General features: G+C 68.3%; 18 protein-coding genes. 2 read left to right on the plus strand and 16 right to left on the minus strand.

Features of this window, described 5'->3' with window-relative positions; all coding sequences use genetic code 11:
* The 9 genes from BTE28158_RS01435 to BTE28158_RS01475 all read right to left on the minus strand — a co-directional run bounded on the left by BTE28158_RS01435 (position 1) and on the right by BTE28158_RS01475 (position 11,712).
* Complete coding sequence (locus BTE28158_RS01435) at positions 1–1,008, minus strand: SIS domain-containing protein (RefSeq protein WP_059599886.1); 1,008 nt, start codon at positions 1,006–1,008, stop codon at positions 1–3.
* Positions 1,001–2,104 (minus strand): N-acetylglucosamine-6-phosphate deacetylase, encoded by a 1,104-nt coding sequence (nagA, locus tag BTE28158_RS01440; RefSeq protein ID WP_059819816.1) that lies wholly within the window; start codon positions 2,102–2,104, stop codon positions 1,001–1,003. Before nagA ends, BTE28158_RS01435 begins: the two co-directional genes overlap by 8 nt.
* A 107-nt stretch (positions 2,105–2,211) precedes the next feature.
* A complete protein-coding gene (locus BTE28158_RS01445) occupies positions 2,212–2,946 on the minus strand; it encodes a GntR family transcriptional regulator (RefSeq protein WP_059599884.1) in 735 nt (244 codons plus the stop codon).
* Positions 2,947–3,266: 320 nt separating this feature from the next.
* Positions 3,267–6,485, minus strand: coding sequence for an error-prone DNA polymerase (locus BTE28158_RS01450; protein WP_174919626.1), 3,219 nt, complete (start codon positions 6,483–6,485; stop codon positions 3,267–3,269).
* Between the two features lie 6 nt (positions 6,486–6,491).
* Positions 6,492–7,979, minus strand: coding sequence for a Y-family DNA polymerase (locus BTE28158_RS01455; protein ID WP_174919628.1), 1,488 nt, complete (start codon positions 7,977–7,979; stop codon positions 6,492–6,494).
* On the minus strand, positions 7,912–8,619 hold the full coding sequence (gene imuA, locus BTE28158_RS01460) for a translesion DNA synthesis-associated protein ImuA (RefSeq protein ID WP_151050640.1): 708 nt from the start codon (positions 8,617–8,619) through the stop codon (positions 7,912–7,914). The genes BTE28158_RS01455 and imuA overlap by 68 nt, the downstream gene beginning before the upstream one ends.
* Positions 8,620–8,914: 295 nt before the next feature.
* Complete coding sequence (locus BTE28158_RS01465) at positions 8,915–9,709, minus strand: ABC transporter ATP-binding protein (RefSeq protein WP_059599880.1); 795 nt, start codon at positions 9,707–9,709, stop codon at positions 8,915–8,917.
* Between the two features lies 1 nt (position 9,710).
* Positions 9,711–10,607 carry an ABC transporter permease gene (locus tag BTE28158_RS01470; protein ID WP_059599879.1) on the minus strand — a complete coding sequence of 299 codons (897 nt, stop codon included), beginning with the start codon at positions 10,605–10,607 and terminating at the stop codon, positions 9,711–9,713.
* 139 nt (positions 10,608–10,746) lie between these two features.
* Positions 10,747–11,712 (minus strand): ABC transporter substrate-binding protein, encoded by a 966-nt coding sequence (locus BTE28158_RS01475; protein WP_151050638.1) that lies wholly within the window; start codon positions 11,710–11,712, stop codon positions 10,747–10,749.
* A gap of 346 nt (positions 11,713–12,058) precedes the next feature.
* Between BTE28158_RS01475 and BTE28158_RS01480 the strand changes: the two genes are divergently transcribed.
* Entirely contained in the window at positions 12,059–12,367 is a 309-nt protein-coding gene (locus BTE28158_RS01480; protein ID WP_059599878.1) for a VF_A0006 family four-cysteine protein, read from the plus strand.
* 109 nt (positions 12,368–12,476) lie between these two features.
* Here BTE28158_RS01480 and BTE28158_RS01485 read toward each other — a convergent pair whose 3' ends face one another.
* Complete coding sequence (locus tag BTE28158_RS01485; RefSeq protein WP_059599877.1) at positions 12,477–13,292, minus strand: MetQ/NlpA family ABC transporter substrate-binding protein; 816 nt, start codon at positions 13,290–13,292, stop codon at positions 12,477–12,479.
* A 196-nt stretch (positions 13,293–13,488) separates the two neighbouring features.
* Positions 13,489–15,057 (minus strand): methyl-accepting chemotaxis protein, encoded by a 1,569-nt coding sequence (locus tag BTE28158_RS01490; protein WP_124902024.1) that lies wholly within the window; start codon positions 15,055–15,057, stop codon positions 13,489–13,491.
* 200 nt (positions 15,058–15,257) lie between these two features.
* Between BTE28158_RS01490 and BTE28158_RS01495 the strand changes: the two genes are divergently transcribed.
* A complete protein-coding gene (locus BTE28158_RS01495; RefSeq protein WP_044848209.1) occupies positions 15,258–15,548 on the plus strand; it encodes a YciI family protein in 291 nt (96 codons plus the stop codon).
* Between the two features lie 151 nt (positions 15,549–15,699).
* Here BTE28158_RS01495 and BTE28158_RS01500 read toward each other — a convergent pair whose 3' ends face one another.
* From BTE28158_RS01500 to BTE28158_RS01520, 5 genes are read right to left on the minus strand one after another with little or no spacing between them, the layout of a single operon-like run.
* Positions 15,700–16,317 (minus strand): SCO family protein, encoded by a 618-nt coding sequence (locus BTE28158_RS01500; RefSeq protein WP_059599875.1) that lies wholly within the window; start codon positions 16,315–16,317, stop codon positions 15,700–15,702.
* An 18-nt stretch (positions 16,318–16,335) separates the two neighbouring features.
* Positions 16,336–17,238: a heme o synthase gene (gene cyoE / locus BTE28158_RS01505; RefSeq protein ID WP_006477738.1), complete on the minus strand. Its 903-nt coding sequence runs from the start codon at positions 17,236–17,238 to the stop codon at positions 16,336–16,338.
* Between the two features lie 8 nt (positions 17,239–17,246).
* The gene (locus BTE28158_RS01510) at positions 17,247–18,359 is read right to left on the minus strand and encodes a COX15/CtaA family protein (protein ID WP_151050636.1); all 1,113 of its coding nucleotides are present in this window, start codon (positions 18,357–18,359) and stop codon (positions 17,247–17,249) included.
* A 25-nt stretch (positions 18,360–18,384) separates the two neighbouring features.
* Entirely contained in the window at positions 18,385–19,011 is a 627-nt protein-coding gene (locus BTE28158_RS01515) for an SCO family protein (RefSeq protein ID WP_059599873.1), read from the minus strand.
* A gap of 60 nt (positions 19,012–19,071) precedes the next feature.
* Positions 19,072–19,782 carry an SURF1 family protein gene (locus BTE28158_RS01520; protein WP_059599899.1) on the minus strand — a complete coding sequence of 237 codons (711 nt, stop codon included), beginning with the start codon at positions 19,780–19,782 and terminating at the stop codon, positions 19,072–19,074.
* Between the last annotated feature and the right edge of the window lie 28 nt (positions 19,783–19,810).

Genomic DNA, 19,810 nt, shown 5'->3' on the forward strand with positions numbered 1-19,810 from the left:
TCAGTGCGTTTCGGTGACTTTGTTCAGGTGGCGCGGCGTGTCGGGATTGCGGCCGCGCGCGACGGCGAGATCCGCCGCCATCACGTAGAACGAAAGAATGGCGGCGATCGGGTCGAGCGCCGAATGGGCGGACTGCGCGAGCGGCAAGGTCGCGCCGGGCGTGCCGGCGGGCGCCGCGAGCAGCACGGCCGCGCCACGTGCGCGCATGTCCTGCGCGAGCTGCAGCAGCCCGGCCTGCTCCGGGCCCGGCGGCGCGAACACGAGCAGCGGATAGTCGCGGTCGATCAGCTCCATCGGGCCGTGACGGACTTCGGCACTCGAGAATGCCTCGGCCTGGATGCCGGAGGTTTCCTTCAGTTTCAGCGCGGCTTCCTGAGCGATCGCAAGACCGAGGCCGCGGCCGATCACGATCATCCGCTCAATGCCCGCGAGCGCGGCAACGGCCGGCGACCAGTCGAGCCGGCCGGCCTGCGCGAGCACGTCGGGCAGGCCGCGCAATGCCGTCATCAGCGCGGCGTCGCGCTGCCAGTACGCGACGATCTGCGCGGACAGCGACAGCATCGCGATGTAACTCTTGGTCGCGGCGACCGACAGTTCGGGGCCGGCAAGCAGCGGCAGCTGGTGCTCGCATGCATCGGCGAGCGGCGACGGCAGGACGTTGACGGCGGCGACGGTGCGCGCGCCGGCTTCGCGCAGCGCGGCCATGGTGTTGACGAGGTCGGGGCTCTTGCCCGACTGGGAAAATGCGATCGCGAGTTGGTCCTGCACCTTCAGCGGCGCCTGCTGCAGCGTCGCGACCGACATCGGCAGCGACGCGACGGGCACGCCGAGGCGGCTCATCGTCAGGCTCGCGAAATAGCTGGCGGCGTGATCCGAGCTGCCGCGCGCGACCGTCAGCGCGACGGCCGGCGGGTGATCGAGGAGTTGGCCCGCGAGCGCTTCGACGCGCGTGGTGTCGGCGAGTTGCGCGGCGACGACCTGGGCGGACTCGCGCGCTTCCTTAAGCATATTCGACAATCGATTCTCCTTCGACGTAGGTCGCGGTGAGGTTCAGGTCGCGATCGAACACCACGAGGTCGGCCCATGCGCCTCGCTCGAGGCGGCCGCGATCGGTGACGCCGAGGTAGTCGGCCGCATAGCGCGACATCCGGTTCGACACGTCGGCGATCGGCAGGCCGAGCGACACGAGGTTGCGCAGCGCCTGGTCCATCGTCAGCGTGCTGCCGGCGAGCGTGCCGTCGGCCAGCCGCACGCCGCCGAGGCACTTCGTCACGTGCTGGCTGCCGAGCCGGTATTCGCCGTCGGGCATGCCGGTGGCGGACGTGCTGTCGGTCACGACGTACAGGCGCGGGATCGCGCGCAGCGCCGCACGAATCGCGCCCGGGTGCACGTGCAACAGATCGGGGATGATTTCCGCGTATTCGGCATGCGCGAGTGCGGCGCCGACGAGGCCCGGGTTGCGGTGATGCAGCGGCGACATCGCGTTGAACAGGTGCGTGAAGCCGCATGCGCCGTGCTTGAGCGCGGCGACGGCGTCGTCGTAGGTCGCGAGCGAGTGGCCGAGCTGCACGCGCACGCCGCGCGCGGCCATCTCGCCGATGATCTCGATGTGACCGGCGATTTCCGGCGCGAGCGTGACGACCCGGATCGGCGCGATCGACAGATACTTCAGCACTTCGTCGAGCACGGCCGACACGGCCGCGTCCGGCTGCGCGCCGAGCTTGCCGGGGTTGATGTACGGCCCTTCGAGATGCACGCCGAGCACGCGCGCGCCGCCCGGCGTGCGGGTGCGCGCGACCGTGCCGAGATTCGCGACGACCTGCATCAGTTCGTCGCGCGGCGCGGTCATCGTCGTCGCGAGCAGGCTCGTCGTGCCGAACTGCGCGTGTGTACGTGCGATCGTCTCGATCGCGTCGCCGCCTTCCATCACGTCGGCGCCGCCGCCGCCGTGCACGTGCAGGTCGATGAAGCCGGGCAGGATGTACGGCGCATCGTTCTTCGCGGGATCGGCGGGCGTGCCGTCGAGCGTGGTGATGCGGCCGTTCTCGCTGTCGAGCGAGCCGAGAATCCAGCCGTCGGGGGTAAGGATGTTGCCAGTCAGCATGACGTTTCTCTTGATGATCTGGTGACGCGGACATCCGCGTCGCGATTTGCAAATCCGTTGTGCTTCGTTGCGCTGCGCCGCGCGTAGCGCGCGGGCAGTCTCGCGCGTCAGCGTTTCAGTTCGGCGACGAAGTCGTAATAGTCGTCGCGGCAATACGTTTCGGACACTTCGATCGCGCGCTGGTCAGCACCGTAGCCGATGCGCGTGATCACGAGCAGGGCCGAGCCCGGCTTCACTGACATCCACTTCGCGATCTCGTGCGTCGCGTTCGCCGCGCGAAAGTGCTGCAGCGCGCGCACGACGGTCATCCCGCGCGCGTCGAGGTATTCGTACAGCGACGCGCCAAGCGCCTGAGGATCCGGCACCACCGCGGCCGGCAGCGTCGAATGCTCGACGGCCATCACGATGCCGTCGGCGCGGCGCAGCCGCTCGAGCCGCGCGACCGTCGCGCCCGGCGCGAGGCCGAGACGCGTGATCTCGTCGCGGCTCGCGGTGCGCAGCGTTCGCGACAGCCACACCGAATCGGGCACGAAACCGCGCTGCCGCATCTTCGCGGTGAAGCCGACGAGACGCGACAGCGGATCGGCAACGCGCGGCGTGATGAAGCTGCCCGCCCCGCGCGCCCGCTTGATCAGCCCCTGCTCGACCAGCAGCGCGAGCGCACGGCGGGCCGTGATCCGCGACACGCCGACCGTCCCCGACAGCAGCCGCTCCGACGGCAGCGCCTCGCCGGCCCGCCACGCGCCGGCGTGAATCGCGCTCGCCAGGTTGCGGGCGAGCTGCAGATAGAGCGGCGTGTCGTCGAGGGGATCGGGCGCCAGTTCGGACCAGCCGGTTTCCATGTGCCTCCGGGTGTCGGACGACGACCTCGTGCCGTCGAAAGTGAACGCATTATATAACCACAATAATACCAGTCAACGAACTGGTATTAGTGACGCGAAAATCGCCGAAAGCCTTGCCCGGCAAGCGTTTTAGTTGCCAGAAATCCTTTGTTTACAAAGCGATGCAGGATAGGGATTTACCCGGATTGGTATGCAAGGGGACAGTTCCCGGGCCGGATTTCCCAGGCTTGGGAAGCTGGAAACGATACCGGAATAGAACCAGTTTGGCCGACTGGTATGCATGCGGCGGCGGCGCGCGGGCGGCGTGCCGGCGCGCCGTGTCAGTGGAACTCGCGGCTCGACGTGCGCAGGCCGCCGAGCAGCGGCGTCAGATCCTCGAAATGCTGCGCGACGAGGTGCCTCACGTCGCTGACGACCTGCCATACGCCCGATGCCGCGAGCAGTCGCGAATCGAGCGTTTCGCGGCGCTGCCGCGCGAGCAGCTCGGGCCGCACGATCACGTTCACGCAGCCCGTCTCGTCCTCGAGCGTCATGAACATCACGCCCTTCGCGGTGCCCGGCATCTGCCGTGCGGTCACGAGCCCGCACGCGCGCGCGAGCCGGCCATCGGGACGGTCGCGCAACTCGGCCGCGGACGACAGCCGCTGCGCGCGCAACGCGGGCCGCAGCAGCGCGACCGGGTGGCGGTTCAGCGTGAGGCCGGTGGTGTGATAGTCGGCAAGGATGTCGTCGGCTTCCGAAGGCGCGCCGAGCACGGGCTGCTCCGTTTCGTCGATCGGCGCGGCGGCGAGCAGGTCGCGCTCCGGTGCTGCGGCGACGGCCTGCCACAATGCATCGCGGCGATGGCCGGCGAGCGTCGCGAGCGCGTTCGCGGCGGCGAGCGCTTCGAGATCGCGTCGTTCGAGCTGCGCGCGGCGCGCGAGCGCGTCGACGTTCTCGAACGGGCCGGCCGCGCGCGCGGCCTCGATGCGCCGCGCGGCAGCCTCGCCGAGGCCGCGCACGAGCGACAGGCCGAGCCGCACCGCGGGCTGACCATGCGGCGGCGGCTGGCCGGGCAGCGCTTCGAGCGAGGCTTCCCAGTTGCTTTGCGTCACGTCGATCGGCAGCACCTTCACGCGATGACGCTTCGCGTCCTGCACGAGTTGCGACGGCGGATAGAAACCCATCGGCTGGCTGTTCAGCAGCGCGGCGAGGAAGATCGCCGGTTCGTGGCATTTGAGCCAACTGCTCGCATAGGCGAGTTTCGCGAAACTGGCCGCATGGCTCTCGGGGAAACCGTATTCGCCGAAGCCCTTGATCTGCTCGAAGATCTGCTCGGCGAATTCGCGTGTGTAGTTGCGTTCGAGCATCCCGTCGACGATCTTGTCGTAATACTTCTCGAGGTTGCCCTTGCGTTTCCACGCGGCCATTGCCCGGCGCAACTCGTCGGCCTCGCCAGGCGTGAAGCCTGCCGCGACGATCGCGATCTGCATCACCTGTTCCTGGAAAATCGGCACGCCGAGCGTGCGTTCGAGCACTTCCTTGAGCGCATCGCTCGGATACGTGACCTCACCCTCCTCTTCGCCGGCCATGATCCTGCGCCGCTTCAGATACGGATGCACCGCGCCGCCCTGAATCGGACCGGGCCGCACGATCGACACCTGGACGACGAGATCGTAGTAGTTGCGCGGCCTCAACCGCGGCAGCATCGACATCTGCGCACGCGATTCGATCTGGAACACGCCGACCGTATCGGCGCGGCAGATCATGTCGTAGGTTGGTTCGTCATCCTGCGGAATATGCTTCAGCGTGAACGGCTCACCACCCGGCTCCGGCGGCCCGCGCCATGCGGTGCGCATGTCGAACGCGCGATGCAGCGCCGACAGCATGCCGAGCGCGAGCACGTCGACCTTCATCAGCCCGAGCGCCTCGAGATCGTCCTTGTCCCATTGAATCACGCGCCGCCCGTCCATCGCCGCGTTCTCGACCGGCACGAGCCGCGTGAGCTTGCCGCGGCTGATCACGAAGCCGCCCGAATGCTGCGACAGGTGGCGCGGAAAGTTGAGCAAGCGCCCCGCGAGTTCGGCCCATGCGCGAATGATCGGCGTGGCCGGGTCAAGCCCGGTCGTCGCGAATTGCTGCAGCAGATCGCGACTGCCGTCGAACCAGCGATGCCCTTTCGCGACGCGATCGATCAGCATCGGATCGACACCGAGCGCCTTGCCGGTTTCGCGCAGCACGCCGCGCGGGCGATACGTCGAGACCGCCGCCGCGAGTGCTGCGCGGTCCTTGCCGTATTTTTCGTAGATATGCTGAATGACCTCTTCCCGGCGCTGATGCTCGAAGTCGACGTCGATATCCGGCGGCTCGCCGCGCTCCTCGCTGATGAAGCGCTCGAACAGCATCGTGCTCTGGTCGGGATCGACCTCGGTGATGCCGAGGCAGTAGCAGACGACCGAGTTTGCCGCCGAGCCCCGGCCCTGGCACAGGATGTTCTGGCTGCGCGCGTATTTGACGATGTCGTAGACGGTCAGGAAGAACGGTTCGTAGCTCAACCTCGCGATCAGGTCGAGTTCATGGCGGATCTGCTTCTCGACCTTCTCCGGAATGCCTTGCGGATAACGCCCCGCCGCCCCCGCGAAGGTTTCCTGTTCCAGATAGCGCGTCGGCGTCAGCCCCTTCGGCACGATCTCGTCGGGATACTCGTAGCGCAGCGAATCGAGTTCGAAAAGACAAGCATCGAGAATCGCGCACGTCTCCGCGATCTCCTCCGGCGAGTACAGTTGCCCGATCCGCTGTCGCGAACGCAGATGCTGTTCCGCATTCGGCGCGAGCGCATAGCCGCATTCTGAAACCGGCATTCCGACGCGGATCGCCGTCATCACGTCCTGCAGCGGCTTGCATGAACGCCGGTGCATCGTCACATCGCCAAGCGCGACGATACGCACGCCGCGCCGCGCGCCGGCCGCACGAATCTCCTCGCGCTGCGCACCGTCCAGCGCGCGCTGCAACTGCACGAGCCCGAGCCGCGCCCGTTCGCCGAACGTCGCGCGAAACCACGCGACCTGCGCATCGAGTACATCAGCACGCACCGGATACGTGGGCACGAGAATCGCGAAGCAGTCGGGCATGCCGCGCAAGTGGGCAAACTCGGCAGGCGGCGCCGACAGCATCCGCGACGTCAGCTTGTAAGTGCCCTTCGGCGATGCCATCCGCCGCCACGAGATCAGCTCGGAAAGATTGCCGTAACCCTCGCGGTTCTGCGCAAGCAACACGAGCCCGAACGCGCCGGGGCCCGGATCGTGGCCGGGCGCGACTTCATCCGGCGTGACTTCGAAATACGAACCGATGACGAGCGGCAGCCCTTTCGCCTTCGCCGCGACATGCATGCGCGGCGCACCTGCGAGCGAGCATTCGTCGGTGATCGCGATCCCGCGATAGCCGAGTTCGGCCGCGCGCTCGACCAGCTCGTCCGCATGCGACGCGCCATGCAGGAACGAAAAGTTCGATCGGCAGAACAACTCCGCGTAATCGGGCAGCCAGCTGAATTCTGCAATCATGACGGCTCACCCGAACAGGCCGTGCAGGAACCAGCGCGGCTCGGACTCGCTCCCCGCCCGTTCCTTGAATACCCAGTAGCACGCACCGACCTCGTCTTGCGCGACGTAGTAATCGCGTGCGGCCAGTTGCCCGTCGAACCACCCGGCTTCGATCCGCTCGGCCGACGACATCATCCTGAGCGGCGTATGGAACACCGGCCGGTTCTCGCGCATCAGGAGCGGCTGCGGCTCGGCCAGCAGCCATGCGGGGCGCGGCGGCACGGCCGGCGGACCAGCGGCCGGCTTGCCTGCTTGCGCATCGAGCGGCAGCCAGCGGTTCGCGGCCTCCGGACGGTGATCGGCGACGGGTGCCGCGCGCAGCACGTTCTCCGCGCCGAGCCGTGCGATCAGCAGTTCGAACAGCCGCGCGCGCGTCTCGCGCGTGCCGCCCGGCTCGGGAAAGAGATCGTCGGCCGGCGGCGCGACCGATTCGACGCGCGTGGCCTTCAGCCGCACCGCGATCACCGCGGACGGCAATTCGACGCGCGCGAGCCGCTCGCCGAGCAGCCGCATGAAGTGCGTCTCGTCGCGCACGGGCGCGGCGAACGCGAGTTCGAGCGGTGTCGGCGGCACGGCCTGACGGCCGCGCTCGTGCTCGAGATCGAACGTCATCGCGGCCAGCGACAGCTGCCGCGCGGCCAGCCACCCGCAGAGCTGCACGACGAGCCGCCGCGCGGCGAACAGCACAGCTTCCGCGTATTCGACGCGCTCCGGCAATTCGAGCCGCACGTCGAACACGGGCGGCACCGCCATCCACGCAAGCGGCTCGACCGCATCGCCGTACGCGCGATCGAGTGCGGCGAGCAGCGCCGGGCCGCAGCGGCGCTGCAACCCCGCGCGCGGCAAGCCGCGCAGATCGGCGAGCGTGCGGCAACCGAGGCCGTCGAACCAGCCCGCATACGGGCGCGCGTCGGGCAGCAGCGCGCACGGCAGCCCATCGAGCGCGCGAACCAGCGACGCAGGGGCGGCCAACCGGCGCCGGATCCGCGCGCGGGCCGAGACACGCGCGAGCAGCCACGCACCGCGCCCGGTCGGCGCGGCGGACAGGCGCGCCGCATAACCGAGCGTCGCGAGCGTCGCGCGCACCTGACGGCACAGCGACGGCAAGCCGCCGAACAGGCGCAGGCTCGGACCGACGTCGACGATCAGCGTCGCTTCGTCGTCGAGCGCGACGCACGGCGAGAAGCGCAGCAATGCGAGCGCGACCGCGCGCAGCGCATCGGCCTCGCGCGCGGGATCGCGTTCGACGAGTCGCGTCTCGGGCGCGAGCGTCAGCACGCCGCCGCGCTTCATGCCCGCGCGCACGCCTTGCCGGCGCGCGGCTGCATCGGCGATCAGCACGACGCCTTGCTCGAGCACCGCGCAGCCGGCGCCGCCGGCCGCTGCGTCAGACGGCTGCGGGGCGCACACGTCGAGCGGCAGGCGCGGCAGATGGATGCCGAGCAAGACGCGCATAGCGGCTCTCCACGATGGGCGACGGCAGGTCGAGCACGAGCGGCTCGCCGCTCGCAGGCCCGCGACGCTTGACGATGTCGAGCGACACACCGCCCGGCACGGGATACAGCGCGACGCGCAGCACGGCCGGCGACGGCTGCCGCGCGGCCGACAGCGGGCGCAGCATCACGAACAGCGTGTCGCCCGTGCGCGCGGCCGCGAGATGCAGGCGCCGCAGTGCATCGGGCCGCGCGTCCTGCCAGAGCAGCAGCGCGCCGCAACAGCCGGTCTTGAGCGCCTGTTCGGCGGCCCATAACGCATCCGTGCGGCTGCCGGCGCGCAGCCACAGCAACGCGTCGGCCGGCACGCCGAGACTGGCGAGCGCGGTCGCATGCGGCGATTGCGGCGGCGCGATGAGCGCGAGCGGACGCCGGGCGTTGACGGTACGCGCGAGCGCGGGTGCAAGCAGCCGCATCTCGCCGCAGCCCGGCTGCGCGGCCAGCAGTTCGACGAGCCCGCCGACCGGCCAGCCGCCGCCCGGCAGCTCGGCGGACAGCGGCGCAAAGCCGGTGTCGATCGTGCGCAAACCGCCGCGCGCGAGCTGCGAGCCACGCCAGAGCGATGGATGAAGGGATTCGGGAGAAATGGAGGATGCGAGCATGACGCCACCCACAACTGTATGGATATACAGTATATGGCAATGCGCTCGCATCGCACAGCGCCGGTGCGAAACCGGCTTTTGTCGGAGGAAAAACGGGGAGAAAGCCGGCGCGCCCCGTCATGCTACGGCGCGCCGGATCGGGCGTGGCCGGATCGCGCCGCCCGAACGCCCGCCCCAACCATCCGGCCCGATGCGGCGCACGCGCGCCGAATCTCCCGGCCGGATCGGCATGCCAACCCTCACGCAAACCGGCACGATGCAGCACCTCGCACTGCGCCGGCCCGCCCGCCGCGCGTCAGCCGAGCAGCAACGCGTCATCGTCGAGCTGCTCGTGCCGCACCTTCTCGAACATCTGCAGCAGGTCCGGCACGTCGAGCCCGCGGCGCTGGTCGCCCGACACGTCGAGCACGACCTGCCCCTGGTGCAGCATCACCGTGCGGTCGCCGTAGTCGAGCGCCTGCCGCATGCTGTGCGTGACCATCATCGTCGTCAGCTTGCTTTCGGCGACGATGCGCGCGGTCAGTTCCAGCACGAACGCGGCCGTCTTGGGGTCGAGCGCGGCCGTGTGCTCGTCGAGCAGCAGGATCCGCGACGGCCGCAGCGACGCCATCAACAGGCTCACCGCCTGCCGCTGACCGCCCGACAGCAGCCCGATCCGGTCGGTCAGCCGGTTCTCGAGACCGAGGTTCAGCAGACGCAGCTTGTCGCGGAACAGCTCGCGCGACGGACGGTCGAGCGCGGCCCGGAAGCCGCGCCGCACGCCGCGCGCCGTCGCGAGCGCCATGTTCTCCTCGATCGTCAGCGCCTCGCAGGTGCCGGCCATCGGATCCTGGAACACGCGCGCGACGAGGTGCGCGCGGTCCCACGCGGGCTGGCGCGTGACATCCGTGCCGTCGATCGCGATGCGTCCCGAATCGACGCGCTGGTCGCCGCTGACCGCATTGAGGAAGGTCGACTTGCCGGCGCCGTTCGAGCCGATCACCGCGACGAACTGGCCGTCGGGAATCTCGAGCGACAGCCCGCGCAGCGCACGCGTCTCGATCGGCGTGCCGGGATTGAACGTGAGTTTCAGGTCTTGTGCGGACAGCATGTCAGGCCCCTCCGTTCTTGCGCGCGAACAGCTTCTTGCGCGTCGCCGGCAGCACCAGCGCGATCGTGACGAGCGCAGCCGTCACGAGGTTCAGGTCCTGCGCTTTCAGGCCGATGAATTCGCTGTTCAGCGCGAGCGCGATGAAGAAGCGGTAGACGATCGCACCGAGCACGACCGCGAGCGTCGTCAGCACGAGCCGGCGCGCGGGCAGCAGCGTCTCGCCGATGATCACCGCGGCCAGCCCGATCACGATCGTGCCGATCCCCATCGAGATGTCGGCGCCGCCCTGCGTCTGCGCAAACAGCGCACCGGCGAGCGCGACGAGCGCGTTCGACAGCGCCATCCCGGCGAGCGTCGCGCGGCCCGTCGCGATGCCCTGCGCGCGCGCCATCCGCGGGTTCGCGCCGGTCGCGCGCATCGCGAGGCCGAGCTGCGACGAGAAGAACCAGTCGAGGCCGAGCTTCGCGACCACGACGACGATCGCGAGCAGCGCCGGGCGCAGCACGTAGTCGGGCATCCAGTCGGGCTGCAGCACGGTGAAGATCGTCGGCTCGGTGATGAGCGGTACGTTCGGCCGGCCCATGATCCGCAGGTTCACCGAATAGAGCGCGATCATCATCAGGATGCTGGCGAGCAGGTCCATGATCTTCAGGCGCACGTTGAGCCAGCCCGTGACGAAGCCGGCCAGCGCGCCCGCGACGATCGCGAGCACCGTCGACGTGAACGGGTCGTGGCCGGCGGAGATCAGCGTCGCGGCGACGGCGCCGCCGAGCGGAAAGCTGCCGTCGACGGTCAGGTCGGGGAAGTTGAGGATGCGAAACGAGATCAGCACCCCGAGGGCGACGAGACTGAAGATCAGGCCGATCTCCAGCGCGCCCAGAAACGAGAACAGAGACATGATGGGGAAATCCTGTTGCTTCCCGGCTTCACGTGTACGGCCGGGCGAAGCGGGCGGGCGGCCCCGGGTGGGAGCCGCCCGTCCGGCGGTTTCGTTCGGGCCCGGATCGGGCCCGCAAGCGCGGCGGTCGGGCCGCGGCTTACTTGATGACCGTCTTCGCTTCCTTGAGCAGATCCGGCGACAATGTCACGCCCTGCTTCGCGGCCGCGCCCGTGTTCGCGAACAGCTCGAGGTTGCTGCTCGTTTCCGACGCGATCGCGCCCGGCTTCTCGCCCTTCAGGATGCGCGCGATGACCTTGCCGGTCTGCCGGCCGAGGTCGCCGTAGTTGATGCCAAGCGCCGCGATGCCGCCGCGCTTCACGCTGTCGGTGTCGCCGGCGACGAGCGGGATCTTCGCTTCGTTCGCGACCTTCACGAGCGCTTCGTACGCGGACACGACGTTGTTGTCGGTGTTCGTGTAGATCACGTCGACCTTGCCGATCAGGCTCTTCGCGGCCGGGCCGATGTCGACGGTGCGCGGCGCGGCCGCTTCCTTCAACGTCATCCCCTGCTTCGCGAGGATCTCCTTGAGCTCCTTCACGACCACGACCGAGTTCGCCTCGCCCGGGTTGTAGACCATGCCGACCGTCTTCGCCTTCGGCACGACGCGCTTGATCAGCGCGACCTGACGGTCGAGCGGCAGCTTGTCGGAAACGCCCGTCACGTTGGTGCCCGACGGGCCCCAGCCCTTCACGAGCTGGGCTGCGACCGGATCGGTCACCCCCGAATAGACGACCGGCACGCTCTTCGTCGATGCAACCACCGCCTGCGCGGCCGGCGTCGCGATCGCGACGATCACGTCGGGCTGGTCGCCGACGAACTTGCGCGCGATCTGCGCGGCCGTGCCCGTGTTGCCCTGCGCGCTCTGGTATTCCCACTTGAGCTTGTCGTCGCCGTAGCCTTGCGCCTTCAGTTCGGCGCGCACGCCGTCGCGGATCGCATCGAGTGCCGGGTGGTCGACGATCGACAGCACCTTGACCGTCTGTGCGTGCGCGGCGCCCGCGAGCGCGAATGCGGCGACGCCGGCCGTGATCGAACGGATCGCGAAAATCTTGAAACGCTTCATGGGTGAGTCTCCCCCGTATTTGTGTCGGTTCTGGATGATGGATTCCCGCCGCCGTCATGCAGGTGCCGAGCACGCGCAACCGGGTGACGGTGTGGGCGGCAGCGGCCCCGCGCGGGCCCCGGGAAGGCGCGCGGCGGCGAACGCACGAGGATACCATTTCCGCAGACCACCACCTGACTTCGCGCTTTCGGGCGTCCGGCCGGCACACGCGGCCGCCGAGCCGCTGCGAAACGCTCGCGAAGCCCGGCCGGCGGCGCTTGGCGCCGGCCCCGGCGCAACACGTCAGCCGCGTTCACAGCTTTACGTTATGCTGTCCGCGGACCCAATCCACACCAACGGAGCGTGCATGAAACGGGGAATCCGTGCGATCGCGTGCGCGGTCGTCGCGCTGGCGCTGCCGGGTGCGGCATTCGCGCTGACCGACGGCTATGCGCAATACGACGACTGCATGCTGGGCGCGCTGCGCGAGAGCCGCAACGGCGCGGCCGCGCAACTGATCCAGCGCTCGTGCGACGCGCTGTACCGCAACAACGCGATGCTGCTGCCGCGCGAGCGGCGCTTTCACGAGTGCGTCGTGCAGTCGCTGCCGGGCGTGCGCGACAACTACGCGATCCAGCAGATCATGGCGATCTGCTCGCGGCGTGGCGAGATGTGAGCCAGCGCTGAACGCCGGGCGCCGCGCAATGATCTGCGGCCGCGCCAATGAAAAAGGGCCTGCGCGAGGCAGGCCCTTTCGTTTCAGCGGTCCGACCGGTGTGCGGCGTTCAGAACGACGCGACCATCGAGCCCTTGAACTGCTTCTTGATGAATTCCCGCACTTCCGGCGACTGGTACGCCTTGACCAGCTTCTTCACCCACGGCTGATCCTTGTCCTTCGCGCGCACGGCGATCAGGTTCGCATACGGGCTCGTCAGCGATTCGAGCGCGATCGCGTCCTTGGTCGGCTGCAGGTTCGCGGCGAGCGCGTAGTTCGTGTTGATCACGGCGGCGTCGACATCCGACAGCACGCGCGGCAGTTGCGCGGCGTCGAGCTCGGAGATCTTCAGCTTCTTCGGATTCTCGGCGATGTCGAGCACCGTCGCGTTGTTGCCGCCCGTGCCGGCGCCGGCCTTCAGCTTGATCACGCCTTGCGTCTGCAGCAGCAGCAGCGCGCGGTTCTCGTTCGACGGATCGTTCGGCACCGCGAGCTTCGCGCCTTGCGGCAGGTCCTTCAGCGCCTTGAACTTCTTCGAGTACACGCCGATCGGCGAGATGTAGGTCAGGCCCGCGCTGACGATCTTGTAGCCGCGCTGCTTCACCTGGCTGTCGAGGTAGGGCTGGTGCTGGAAGCTGTTCGCGTCGAGGTCGCCCGCATCGAGCGCCGCGTTCGGCTGCACGTAGTCGTTGAACTCGATGACCTTCACGTTCAGGCCTTCCTTCTCCTTCGCGACCTTCTGCACGACCTGCCACACTTCCGCATCCGGGCCGGCGACCGTGCCGACCTTGATGACCTTGTCTTCGGCGTGCGCGCCCGCCGACAGCGTCAGCGCGGCACCGGTGGCCAGCACGGAAAATACCTTCAGGAGACTGCGACGCTTCATCTGTTTCTCGCTTTCTTGCTAACTGAAAATGGGGCGCGATACGGGTATCCCCGAACTCGCAGGAAGGGGCAAATGGTGTCACAGGATCGGCCGGAAGTGAAATACATCCCGCTCATATGGGTATGCACCGCAGCGGTGCTGGCGAACGATGCGCGACCAGGCCGCTACCACGCCGCCATCAGGCCGTTAGTTGCGTTCAATGCACGCGGCCACCGGCATCGGCGACCCGGAACGCGCTGATCGCGTCGCGCAGCCGGCCGGCCTGCTCCTGCAGCGACGCCGCGGCCGCGCTGGCCTCCTCGACGAGCGCCGCGTTCTGCTGCGTGACCTGATCCATCTGTGTGACCGCGCGCCCAACCTGCGTGATGCCGCTCGCCTGCTCTTCGGACGCCGCCGCGATCTCGCCCATGATGTCGGTCACGCGCGCGACCGCCTGCAGGATCTCGCCCATCGTCGTGCCGGCCTGGCCGACCAGCGTCGAGCCGTTACGCACGCGCTCGACCGAATCGACGATCAGTTGGCGGATCTCCTTCGCGGCCGTCGCGCTGCGCTGCGCGAGCGAACGCACCTCGCCCGCGACCACCGCGAAGCCGCGCCCCTGCTCGCCGGCCCGCGCTGCCTCGACCGCCGCGTTCAGCGCGAGGATGTTGGTCTGGAACGCAATGCCCTCGATCACGCCGATGATGTCGGCGATCTTGCGCGAGCTGTCGTCGATCTCGCCCATCGTTCCGATCACGCGACTGACGACGTCGTTGCCCGCCCGCGCGATCTCCGATGCGTTGTTCGCGAGCCCGCTCGCCTGCCGCGCGTTGTCGGCGTTCTGCTTCACCGTCGCGGTCAGCTGCTCCATGCTCGCGGCCGTTTCCTCGAGCGACGCGGCCTGCTCCTCCGTGCGCTGCGACAGGTCGTCGTTGCCGGACGCGATCTCGCGGCTCGCCGACGCAATCGACTCGGCCGACTGGCGGATTCCGCCGATCGTCGCCTGCAGGCGCGCCTGCATGTCGCGCATCGCCGCCATCATGCTCGTGTCGTCGCCTGCGCGCACCGGCACCGGCCGCGTGAGGTCGCCCTGCGCGATGCGGGTCGCCAGCGCGGCCGCTTCGTCCGGCTCGCCGCCAAGGCTGCCGCGCACGTTGCGGATGATCACGAGCATCGCCGCGCTGATCGCGAAGCCGATCGCGAACACGACCGCGAGGTGGCCGAACAGCGTCCGGTAGTAGACGGTATCGATGTCCTTGAGGAACACGCCGCTCGAGATGTTCCAGTCCCACGGCGCGAAGCGCGTGACGTAGCTGATCTTCGGCACCGCGGTCTCGCTGTGCGGCAGCCGCCCGCGATACTCGGCGAAGCCGCTGCCGGTCGCCTTCGCGGCGTTCAGGATCGTGACGAACAGCGGCTTGCCGTCCGGGTCGAGATAGTCGCCGACCTGCGTGCCGACAAGTTTCGGCAGCGTCGGGTGCATCAGCACGACGGGTTTCGAATCCATCACGAACACATAGCCCGACTCGCCGTAGCGCATCGCGGCCACGCTCGCGAGCGCGTCGCGCTTCGCGTCGGCCTCGGACAGCGTGCCGCTCTGCGCGAGCGCGTGATATGCGCTGACGATGCCGGCCGCCGAGTCGACCAGGTTGGCGATGCCTGCCTTGCGTTCGGCGAGCATCGTCGCGCGCGTCTCGTATGCGCTCCATGCGCCGACGCCGAGCAAGCCGATCCATACCAGCGCAAGCGCGAGCCACAGCTTGCGATTCAAACTCATTCTGCTCATCTGCGTGCCTTGTTGTCGAAGTCGATGCCCGCGATACGCGCGAACGGCCGGTCGCGCGCAAACGGTTGCCTCCGTATTTACGGCAACGAGACTTACAACTTGAATACACGCACGACGGCCGGCACGACACGGGACGGCCGCTGTGCTAAAAAGACCGGCTGACCGGCACACGACGCGCCGGCGACATTCCAGGGCCATCCATGTACGTCATCGACATCCACTACAACGCGTCGCTCGAGCGCATCGACGATGCGCTCGAACGCCATCGTGCGTATCTGCAGCCGCTGTTCGAGCGCGGCATCTTCATCGCAGCGGGGCCGAAGGTGCCGCGCGAAGGCGGCGTGATCCTCGCGGCCCGCATCGACCGCGACGAACTGGACGCGATCCTCGAGACCGATCCGTTCGTGACCGAAGGGCTCGCGACGTATCGCGTGACGGAATTCCGGATCACGCGTGCCGCGCAGGGCTTCAACGTGCCGGCACTGCCGTAACGCGCGCCGGTGCGCGAATGTGCGCACGCACGCCGCCTCGCGAGGCGGCGCATGCAGATCGAAGGGAAACAGGAAGAATGCGTGACGGCGCATCGCGGCCGTCACGCGTTTCGCCGGGCGAACGCCCGCGCGAACATGCGGCGCGCGCCGCTCAGTCGACCAGCAGCTTCAGGTCGTGAACCCACGGGCCGGGGCCCTGGCCGTCGCGCACGAACAGGCGCAGCTTGCCGTCGCGGTCGAACACGTAGCTCGCGGCGGTGTGATCCATCGTGTAGCTGCCGGGCGTCTTGCCGGGCACCTTCGCGTAGTACACGCGGAAATCCTTCGTGACCTTCTTGAGCGCCGCTTCGTCGGCAGGCCGCAGGCCGATGAACGACGGATCGAACGCGGGCACGTACTGGCCGAGCAGCGCCGGCGTGTCGCGCTCCGGATCGACGGTGACGAACAGCACCTGCACGCGCTTCGCGGCGTCGGGCCCGAGCTGCTTCAGTGCTTCAGACAGTTCGGCCATCGTCGTCGGGCACACGTCCGGGCAGTGCGTATAGCCGAAGAACATCACGACCGCACGGCCCTTGAAGTCGGCGAGCGTGCGTACCTTGCCCGTCGTGTCGGGCAGCGAGAAATCGCTGCCGAACTGCGTGTTGCCGGTGATGTCGAGATTCTGGAACTTCGGCGCGTTGTCGCAGCCGGCGAGCAGCGTGGCTGCCGCGAATGCGCACGCGAGCATCCAGCCTTGGCGCGCGCGGCGCCCGAACCATGAATGGAGCATTGCGTTCAAACCGTGCGGTTACACGCCGAGCAGCGGGCGTGCATAGTGATCGACGAGCAGCGCGGCGAACAGCAGCGACAGATAGACGATCGAGTAGCGGAAAGCCTTGCGGGCGAGTTCATCCGAATAGTCGCGGTGGATCTTCCAGGCATAGGCGAGGAACACCGCGCCGAGCAGCACCGCGCTCGTCAGGTAGACGGCCCCGCTCATCCCCGAGATGAACGGCATCAGCGTGACCGCGAACAGGATCACCGTGTACAGCAGGATGTGCAGCCGCGTGAATTTCTCGCCGTGCGTGACGGGCAGCATCGGCAGGCCCGCGTTTTCATAATCCTTGCGGCGATACAGCGCGAGCACCCAGAAATGCGGCGGCGTCCACACGAAGATGATCAGCACGAGGATCCAAGCATCGCCGGGCACCGCGCCGGTGACCGCGGCCCAGCCGAGCGCCGGCGGCATCGCGCCCGATGCGCCGCCGATCACGATGTTCTGCGGCGTCATCGGCTTGAGCAACAGCGTGTAGATCACCGCGTAGCCGACGAAGGTGGCGATCGTCAGCCACATCGTCAGCGGGTTCGTGAACGTATAGAGCGTCCATGCGCCGACGCTGCCGAGCACGGCCGAGAACAGCAGGATCTGCGGGGTCGTGATCTCGCCGCGCGCGGACGGACGCCATGCGGTGCGCCGCATCATCGCGTCGATCTTCTGTTCGACGAGGCAGTTGATCGCGAACGCCGCGCCGGCCAGCAGCCAGATGCCGACGGTGCCGCCGATCAGCACATGCCACGGCACCATGCCCGGCGTCGCGAGAAACATGCCGATCACCGCACAGAACACCGCAAGCTGCGTGACACGCGGCTTCGTCAGCGCCATGTACTGAGAAAACCGGCTACCGGGCGATTGGGAAAGGGTGCTTTGCATGGGGGCGGTCACGCCGGGGCGGCGTCGCGCGCGGGCTGCGCGACACGGCCGGGGCGGCTTGAAAGGATGCGAAAGTTTAACATGACGACGAGCAGCAGCAGGATCGCGGCGCCGCCGTTGTGCGCGACGGCGACCGGCAGCGGCCACTGCAGCACGATGTTGGTCAGGCCCGTCAGGAACTGCAGCAGGACCACCAGCAGCACGCCGTTCGCGGGCCGGCGCAGCGACTCGAAGCGGCGCATCTTCAGCGCGAATGCGACCAGGAACGCGACCACGACGAACGCGAACGTGCGGTGCGTCCAGTGGATCGCGACCAGCGCGTCCTGCGTGATCGCGTCGCCATCCTTCGTCATGCCGAGCGCGCGCCACAGATGGAAGCCCTGCTCGAAATTCATCGGCGGAATCCACTGACCGTTGCAGGTGGGGAAGTCGGTACACGCGAGCACCGCGTAGTTGGTGCTCACCCAGCCGCCGAGCGCGATCTGCACGACCAGCAGCACCAGCGCCGCGAGCGCGGCCGCGCGGTAGCGGCCGGCCTCCGGGTCATGCGACGGCAGCGGCGTCTGCCGCGCCGCGAGCCAGCCGAGCGTGCCGAGCAGCGTGAGGCCGAGCAGCAGGTGCGTCGTGACAATCACCGGCTGCAGCTTCATCGTGACCGTCCACGCGCCGAACACGCCCTGCACGACGATCAGCAGCAAGAGGCTCGTCGGCCACCACGGCGACACGTGCAGCGGGCGGCGGCGCAACCGCGCGGACCACGCAATCACGACCTGCGCGATGATCAGCACGCCGATCGCCATCGCGAAATAACGGTGGATCATCTCGATCCACGCCTTCGTCATGCTGACGGGGCCGGTCGGCATCGCCTGGTGCGCGGCCGTGATCGCGGCGTGCGCGATGAACGGCGACGACGTGCCGTAGCAGCCGGGCCAGTCCGGGCAGCCGAGGCCCGAATCGGTCAGCCGCGTGAAGCCGCCGAACATCACGAGATCGAGGGTCAGGAACGTGGTGATCCACACCAGCTTGCGGAACTTGTCGTCGTCGGCCTTGACCCACACGTACGACAGCGGCAGCAGCGCGATGCAGAGGCCGATCAGGCCGAGTTGCAGTAGATACGACATTGAATGGTTGCCTCGTCGTCTCGCCTTAGCCGATGCTCGACCACTTCAGCAGCTTCGTGACGTCCGCCTTGATCTTGCTGGGGTTCGGGTCCTTCGGGAAACGCATCATCAGGTTGCCGTTCGGATCGACCATGTAGATGTGGTCGCTGTCCTTGGTGCCGGCTTCTGCCGGCAGCCACGCAGCGACCGCGGCCGGATCGGCGACCAGCCGGCGCGTGTCCGGATAGGCCTCCAGCACCTTCGGCGGTACCGCGCCCGCATCGCTGCGCAGCCATACCATCGTGATCCGGTGCCGCTCGCCCGCCTGCGTGACGCGGACCTGGCGCATGAAGTAGAGCTTTTGCGCGCAGGCGTCATCGCACGCGCTGCGGTCGGTCATCACGAACAGCCACACGCCGCGCAGCGACGACAGCGGTACCGTCTTGCCGGCTTCGTCGGTCACCTGCAGGTCGGCCGGGATCGGCCGCTGCGGCTCGATCAGCGTGCCGTAGTTGGTCGAGCCGCCCTTCGGCTTGATCACGTAATAGGTGAAGTACGACGCGATGATCGGTGCTGCGCACACGAGACCCAGCAGCACGAGCATCCAGCGGCCGCGCTTGCGGGCCGCGGGCGAAATCGGCGCTGAGGCCGGACCCCGACGGGAAGATTGCATGGACAAATCAGACCTCTCGAAACGAACCCGCGGCGCGTGCGCCGCGTCCTGTCATGGCGCTCACGCGCCGGCCGATTTCTTCGCCGCACGCCGCGCGGCGTACAGGCCGAAACCGAGCGCGGCAGCCGCCATGGCCCACCACTGAAACATGTAACCGTAATTGCGCTCGACGCCGGTCGTCGCCGCCGGCCAGTCGCGCACGAGCTTGTCGCCATCGTCGCTCGTCTGCTGGATCACGAACGGCTGCAGCGGCAGCCCCGTTTCCTTCGCATACGCGGCGACGTCCAGGTTCTGCCGGATCTTCTGGTGCGCGGCCGAGCCGCCTTCGCCAAGCTCGAACGCGCGCGACGCATCGGCCCGCGCGATGCCTTCGATCTCGATGTCGCCATCCGGCGTCGAAAACGGCTCGATCGCCGTGCGATCGGCGATGTTGCGCGGCAGCCAGCCGCGGTTCACCAGCACGACGCCGCCGCCCGAGAGTTTAAACGGCATCACGACGTAAAAACCCGGCTGGTCGTTATACGGCCGATTGTCGAGGAACACCGCTTGCTCCGGCAGGAAGCGCCCCCTGGCCCGCACGCGATGGAACTCGATCGACGCGAGCGGAATCGGCTGCGCACCGACGTCGACGGGCACCGCGTGCTCGTAGCGCACGATGCTCGCCTGCAGCGCCTCCTTCTGATGCGCACGGTCGCGCTGCCAGAACCCGAGGCGAATCGTGACCGCGACGATGGCGAGTATCAGCAGCGCAGGCAGCCAGCGGATCCTCATCGGGCCACCCGCGAGACGCATTCGCGAA

The sequence above is a fragment of the Burkholderia diffusa genome (genome assembly GCF_902499115.1).
Taxonomy (GTDB): domain Bacteria; phylum Pseudomonadota; class Gammaproteobacteria; order Burkholderiales; family Burkholderiaceae; genus Burkholderia; species Burkholderia diffusa.

Excerpts from the sequence above, each read along its gene's own strand:
- BTE28158_RS01495 (WP_044848209.1), top strand. The coding sequence starts at position 15,258 with ATGTACGTCATCGACATCCACTACAACGCGTCGCTCGAGCGCATCGAC.
- BTE28158_RS01500 (WP_059599875.1), bottom strand. The coding sequence starts at position 16,317 with ATGCTCCATTCATGGTTCGGGCGCCGCGCGCGCCAAGGCTGGATGCTC.
- imuA (WP_151050640.1), bottom strand. The coding sequence starts at position 8,619 with ATGCTCGCATCCTCCATTTCTCCCGAATCCCTTCATCCATCGCTCTGG.
- BTE28158_RS01480 (WP_059599878.1), top strand. The coding sequence starts at position 12,059 with ATGAAACGGGGAATCCGTGCGATCGCGTGCGCGGTCGTCGCGCTGGCG.
- BTE28158_RS01520 (WP_059599899.1), bottom strand. The coding sequence starts at position 19,782 with ATGAGGATCCGCTGGCTGCCTGCGCTGCTGATACTCGCCATCGTCGCG.
- BTE28158_RS01510 (WP_151050636.1), bottom strand. The coding sequence starts at position 18,359 with ATGTCGTATCTACTGCAACTCGGCCTGATCGGCCTCTGCATCGCGCTG.
- BTE28158_RS01465 (WP_059599880.1), bottom strand. The coding sequence starts at position 9,709 with ATGCTGTCCGCACAAGACCTGAAACTCACGTTCAATCCCGGCACGCCG.
- BTE28158_RS01450 (WP_174919626.1), bottom strand. The coding sequence starts at position 6,485 with ATGATTGCAGAATTCAGCTGGCTGCCCGATTACGCGGAGTTGTTCTGC.
- BTE28158_RS01515 (WP_059599873.1), bottom strand. The coding sequence starts at position 19,011 with ATGCAATCTTCCCGTCGGGGTCCGGCCTCAGCGCCGATTTCGCCCGCG.
- cyoE (WP_006477738.1), bottom strand. The coding sequence starts at position 17,238 with ATGCAAAGCACCCTTTCCCAATCGCCCGGTAGCCGGTTTTCTCAGTAC.
- BTE28158_RS01475 (WP_151050638.1), bottom strand. The coding sequence starts at position 11,712 with ATGAAGCGTTTCAAGATTTTCGCGATCCGTTCGATCACGGCCGGCGTC.
- BTE28158_RS01445 (WP_059599884.1), bottom strand. The coding sequence starts at position 2,946 with ATGGAAACCGGCTGGTCCGAACTGGCGCCCGATCCCCTCGACGACACG.
- BTE28158_RS01490 (WP_124902024.1), bottom strand. The coding sequence starts at position 15,057 with ATGAGCAGAATGAGTTTGAATCGCAAGCTGTGGCTCGCGCTTGCGCTG.
- BTE28158_RS01470 (WP_059599879.1), bottom strand. The coding sequence starts at position 10,607 with ATGTCTCTGTTCTCGTTTCTGGGCGCGCTGGAGATCGGCCTGATCTTC.
- nagA (WP_059819816.1), bottom strand. The coding sequence starts at position 2,104 with ATGCTGACTGGCAACATCCTTACCCCCGACGGCTGGATTCTCGGCTCG.
- BTE28158_RS01455 (WP_174919628.1), bottom strand. The coding sequence starts at position 7,979 with ATGCGCGTCTTGCTCGGCATCCATCTGCCGCGCCTGCCGCTCGACGTG.
- BTE28158_RS01435 (WP_059599886.1), bottom strand. The coding sequence starts at position 1,008 with ATGCTTAAGGAAGCGCGCGAGTCCGCCCAGGTCGTCGCCGCGCAACTC.
- BTE28158_RS01485 (WP_059599877.1), bottom strand. The coding sequence starts at position 13,292 with ATGAAGCGTCGCAGTCTCCTGAAGGTATTTTCCGTGCTGGCCACCGGT.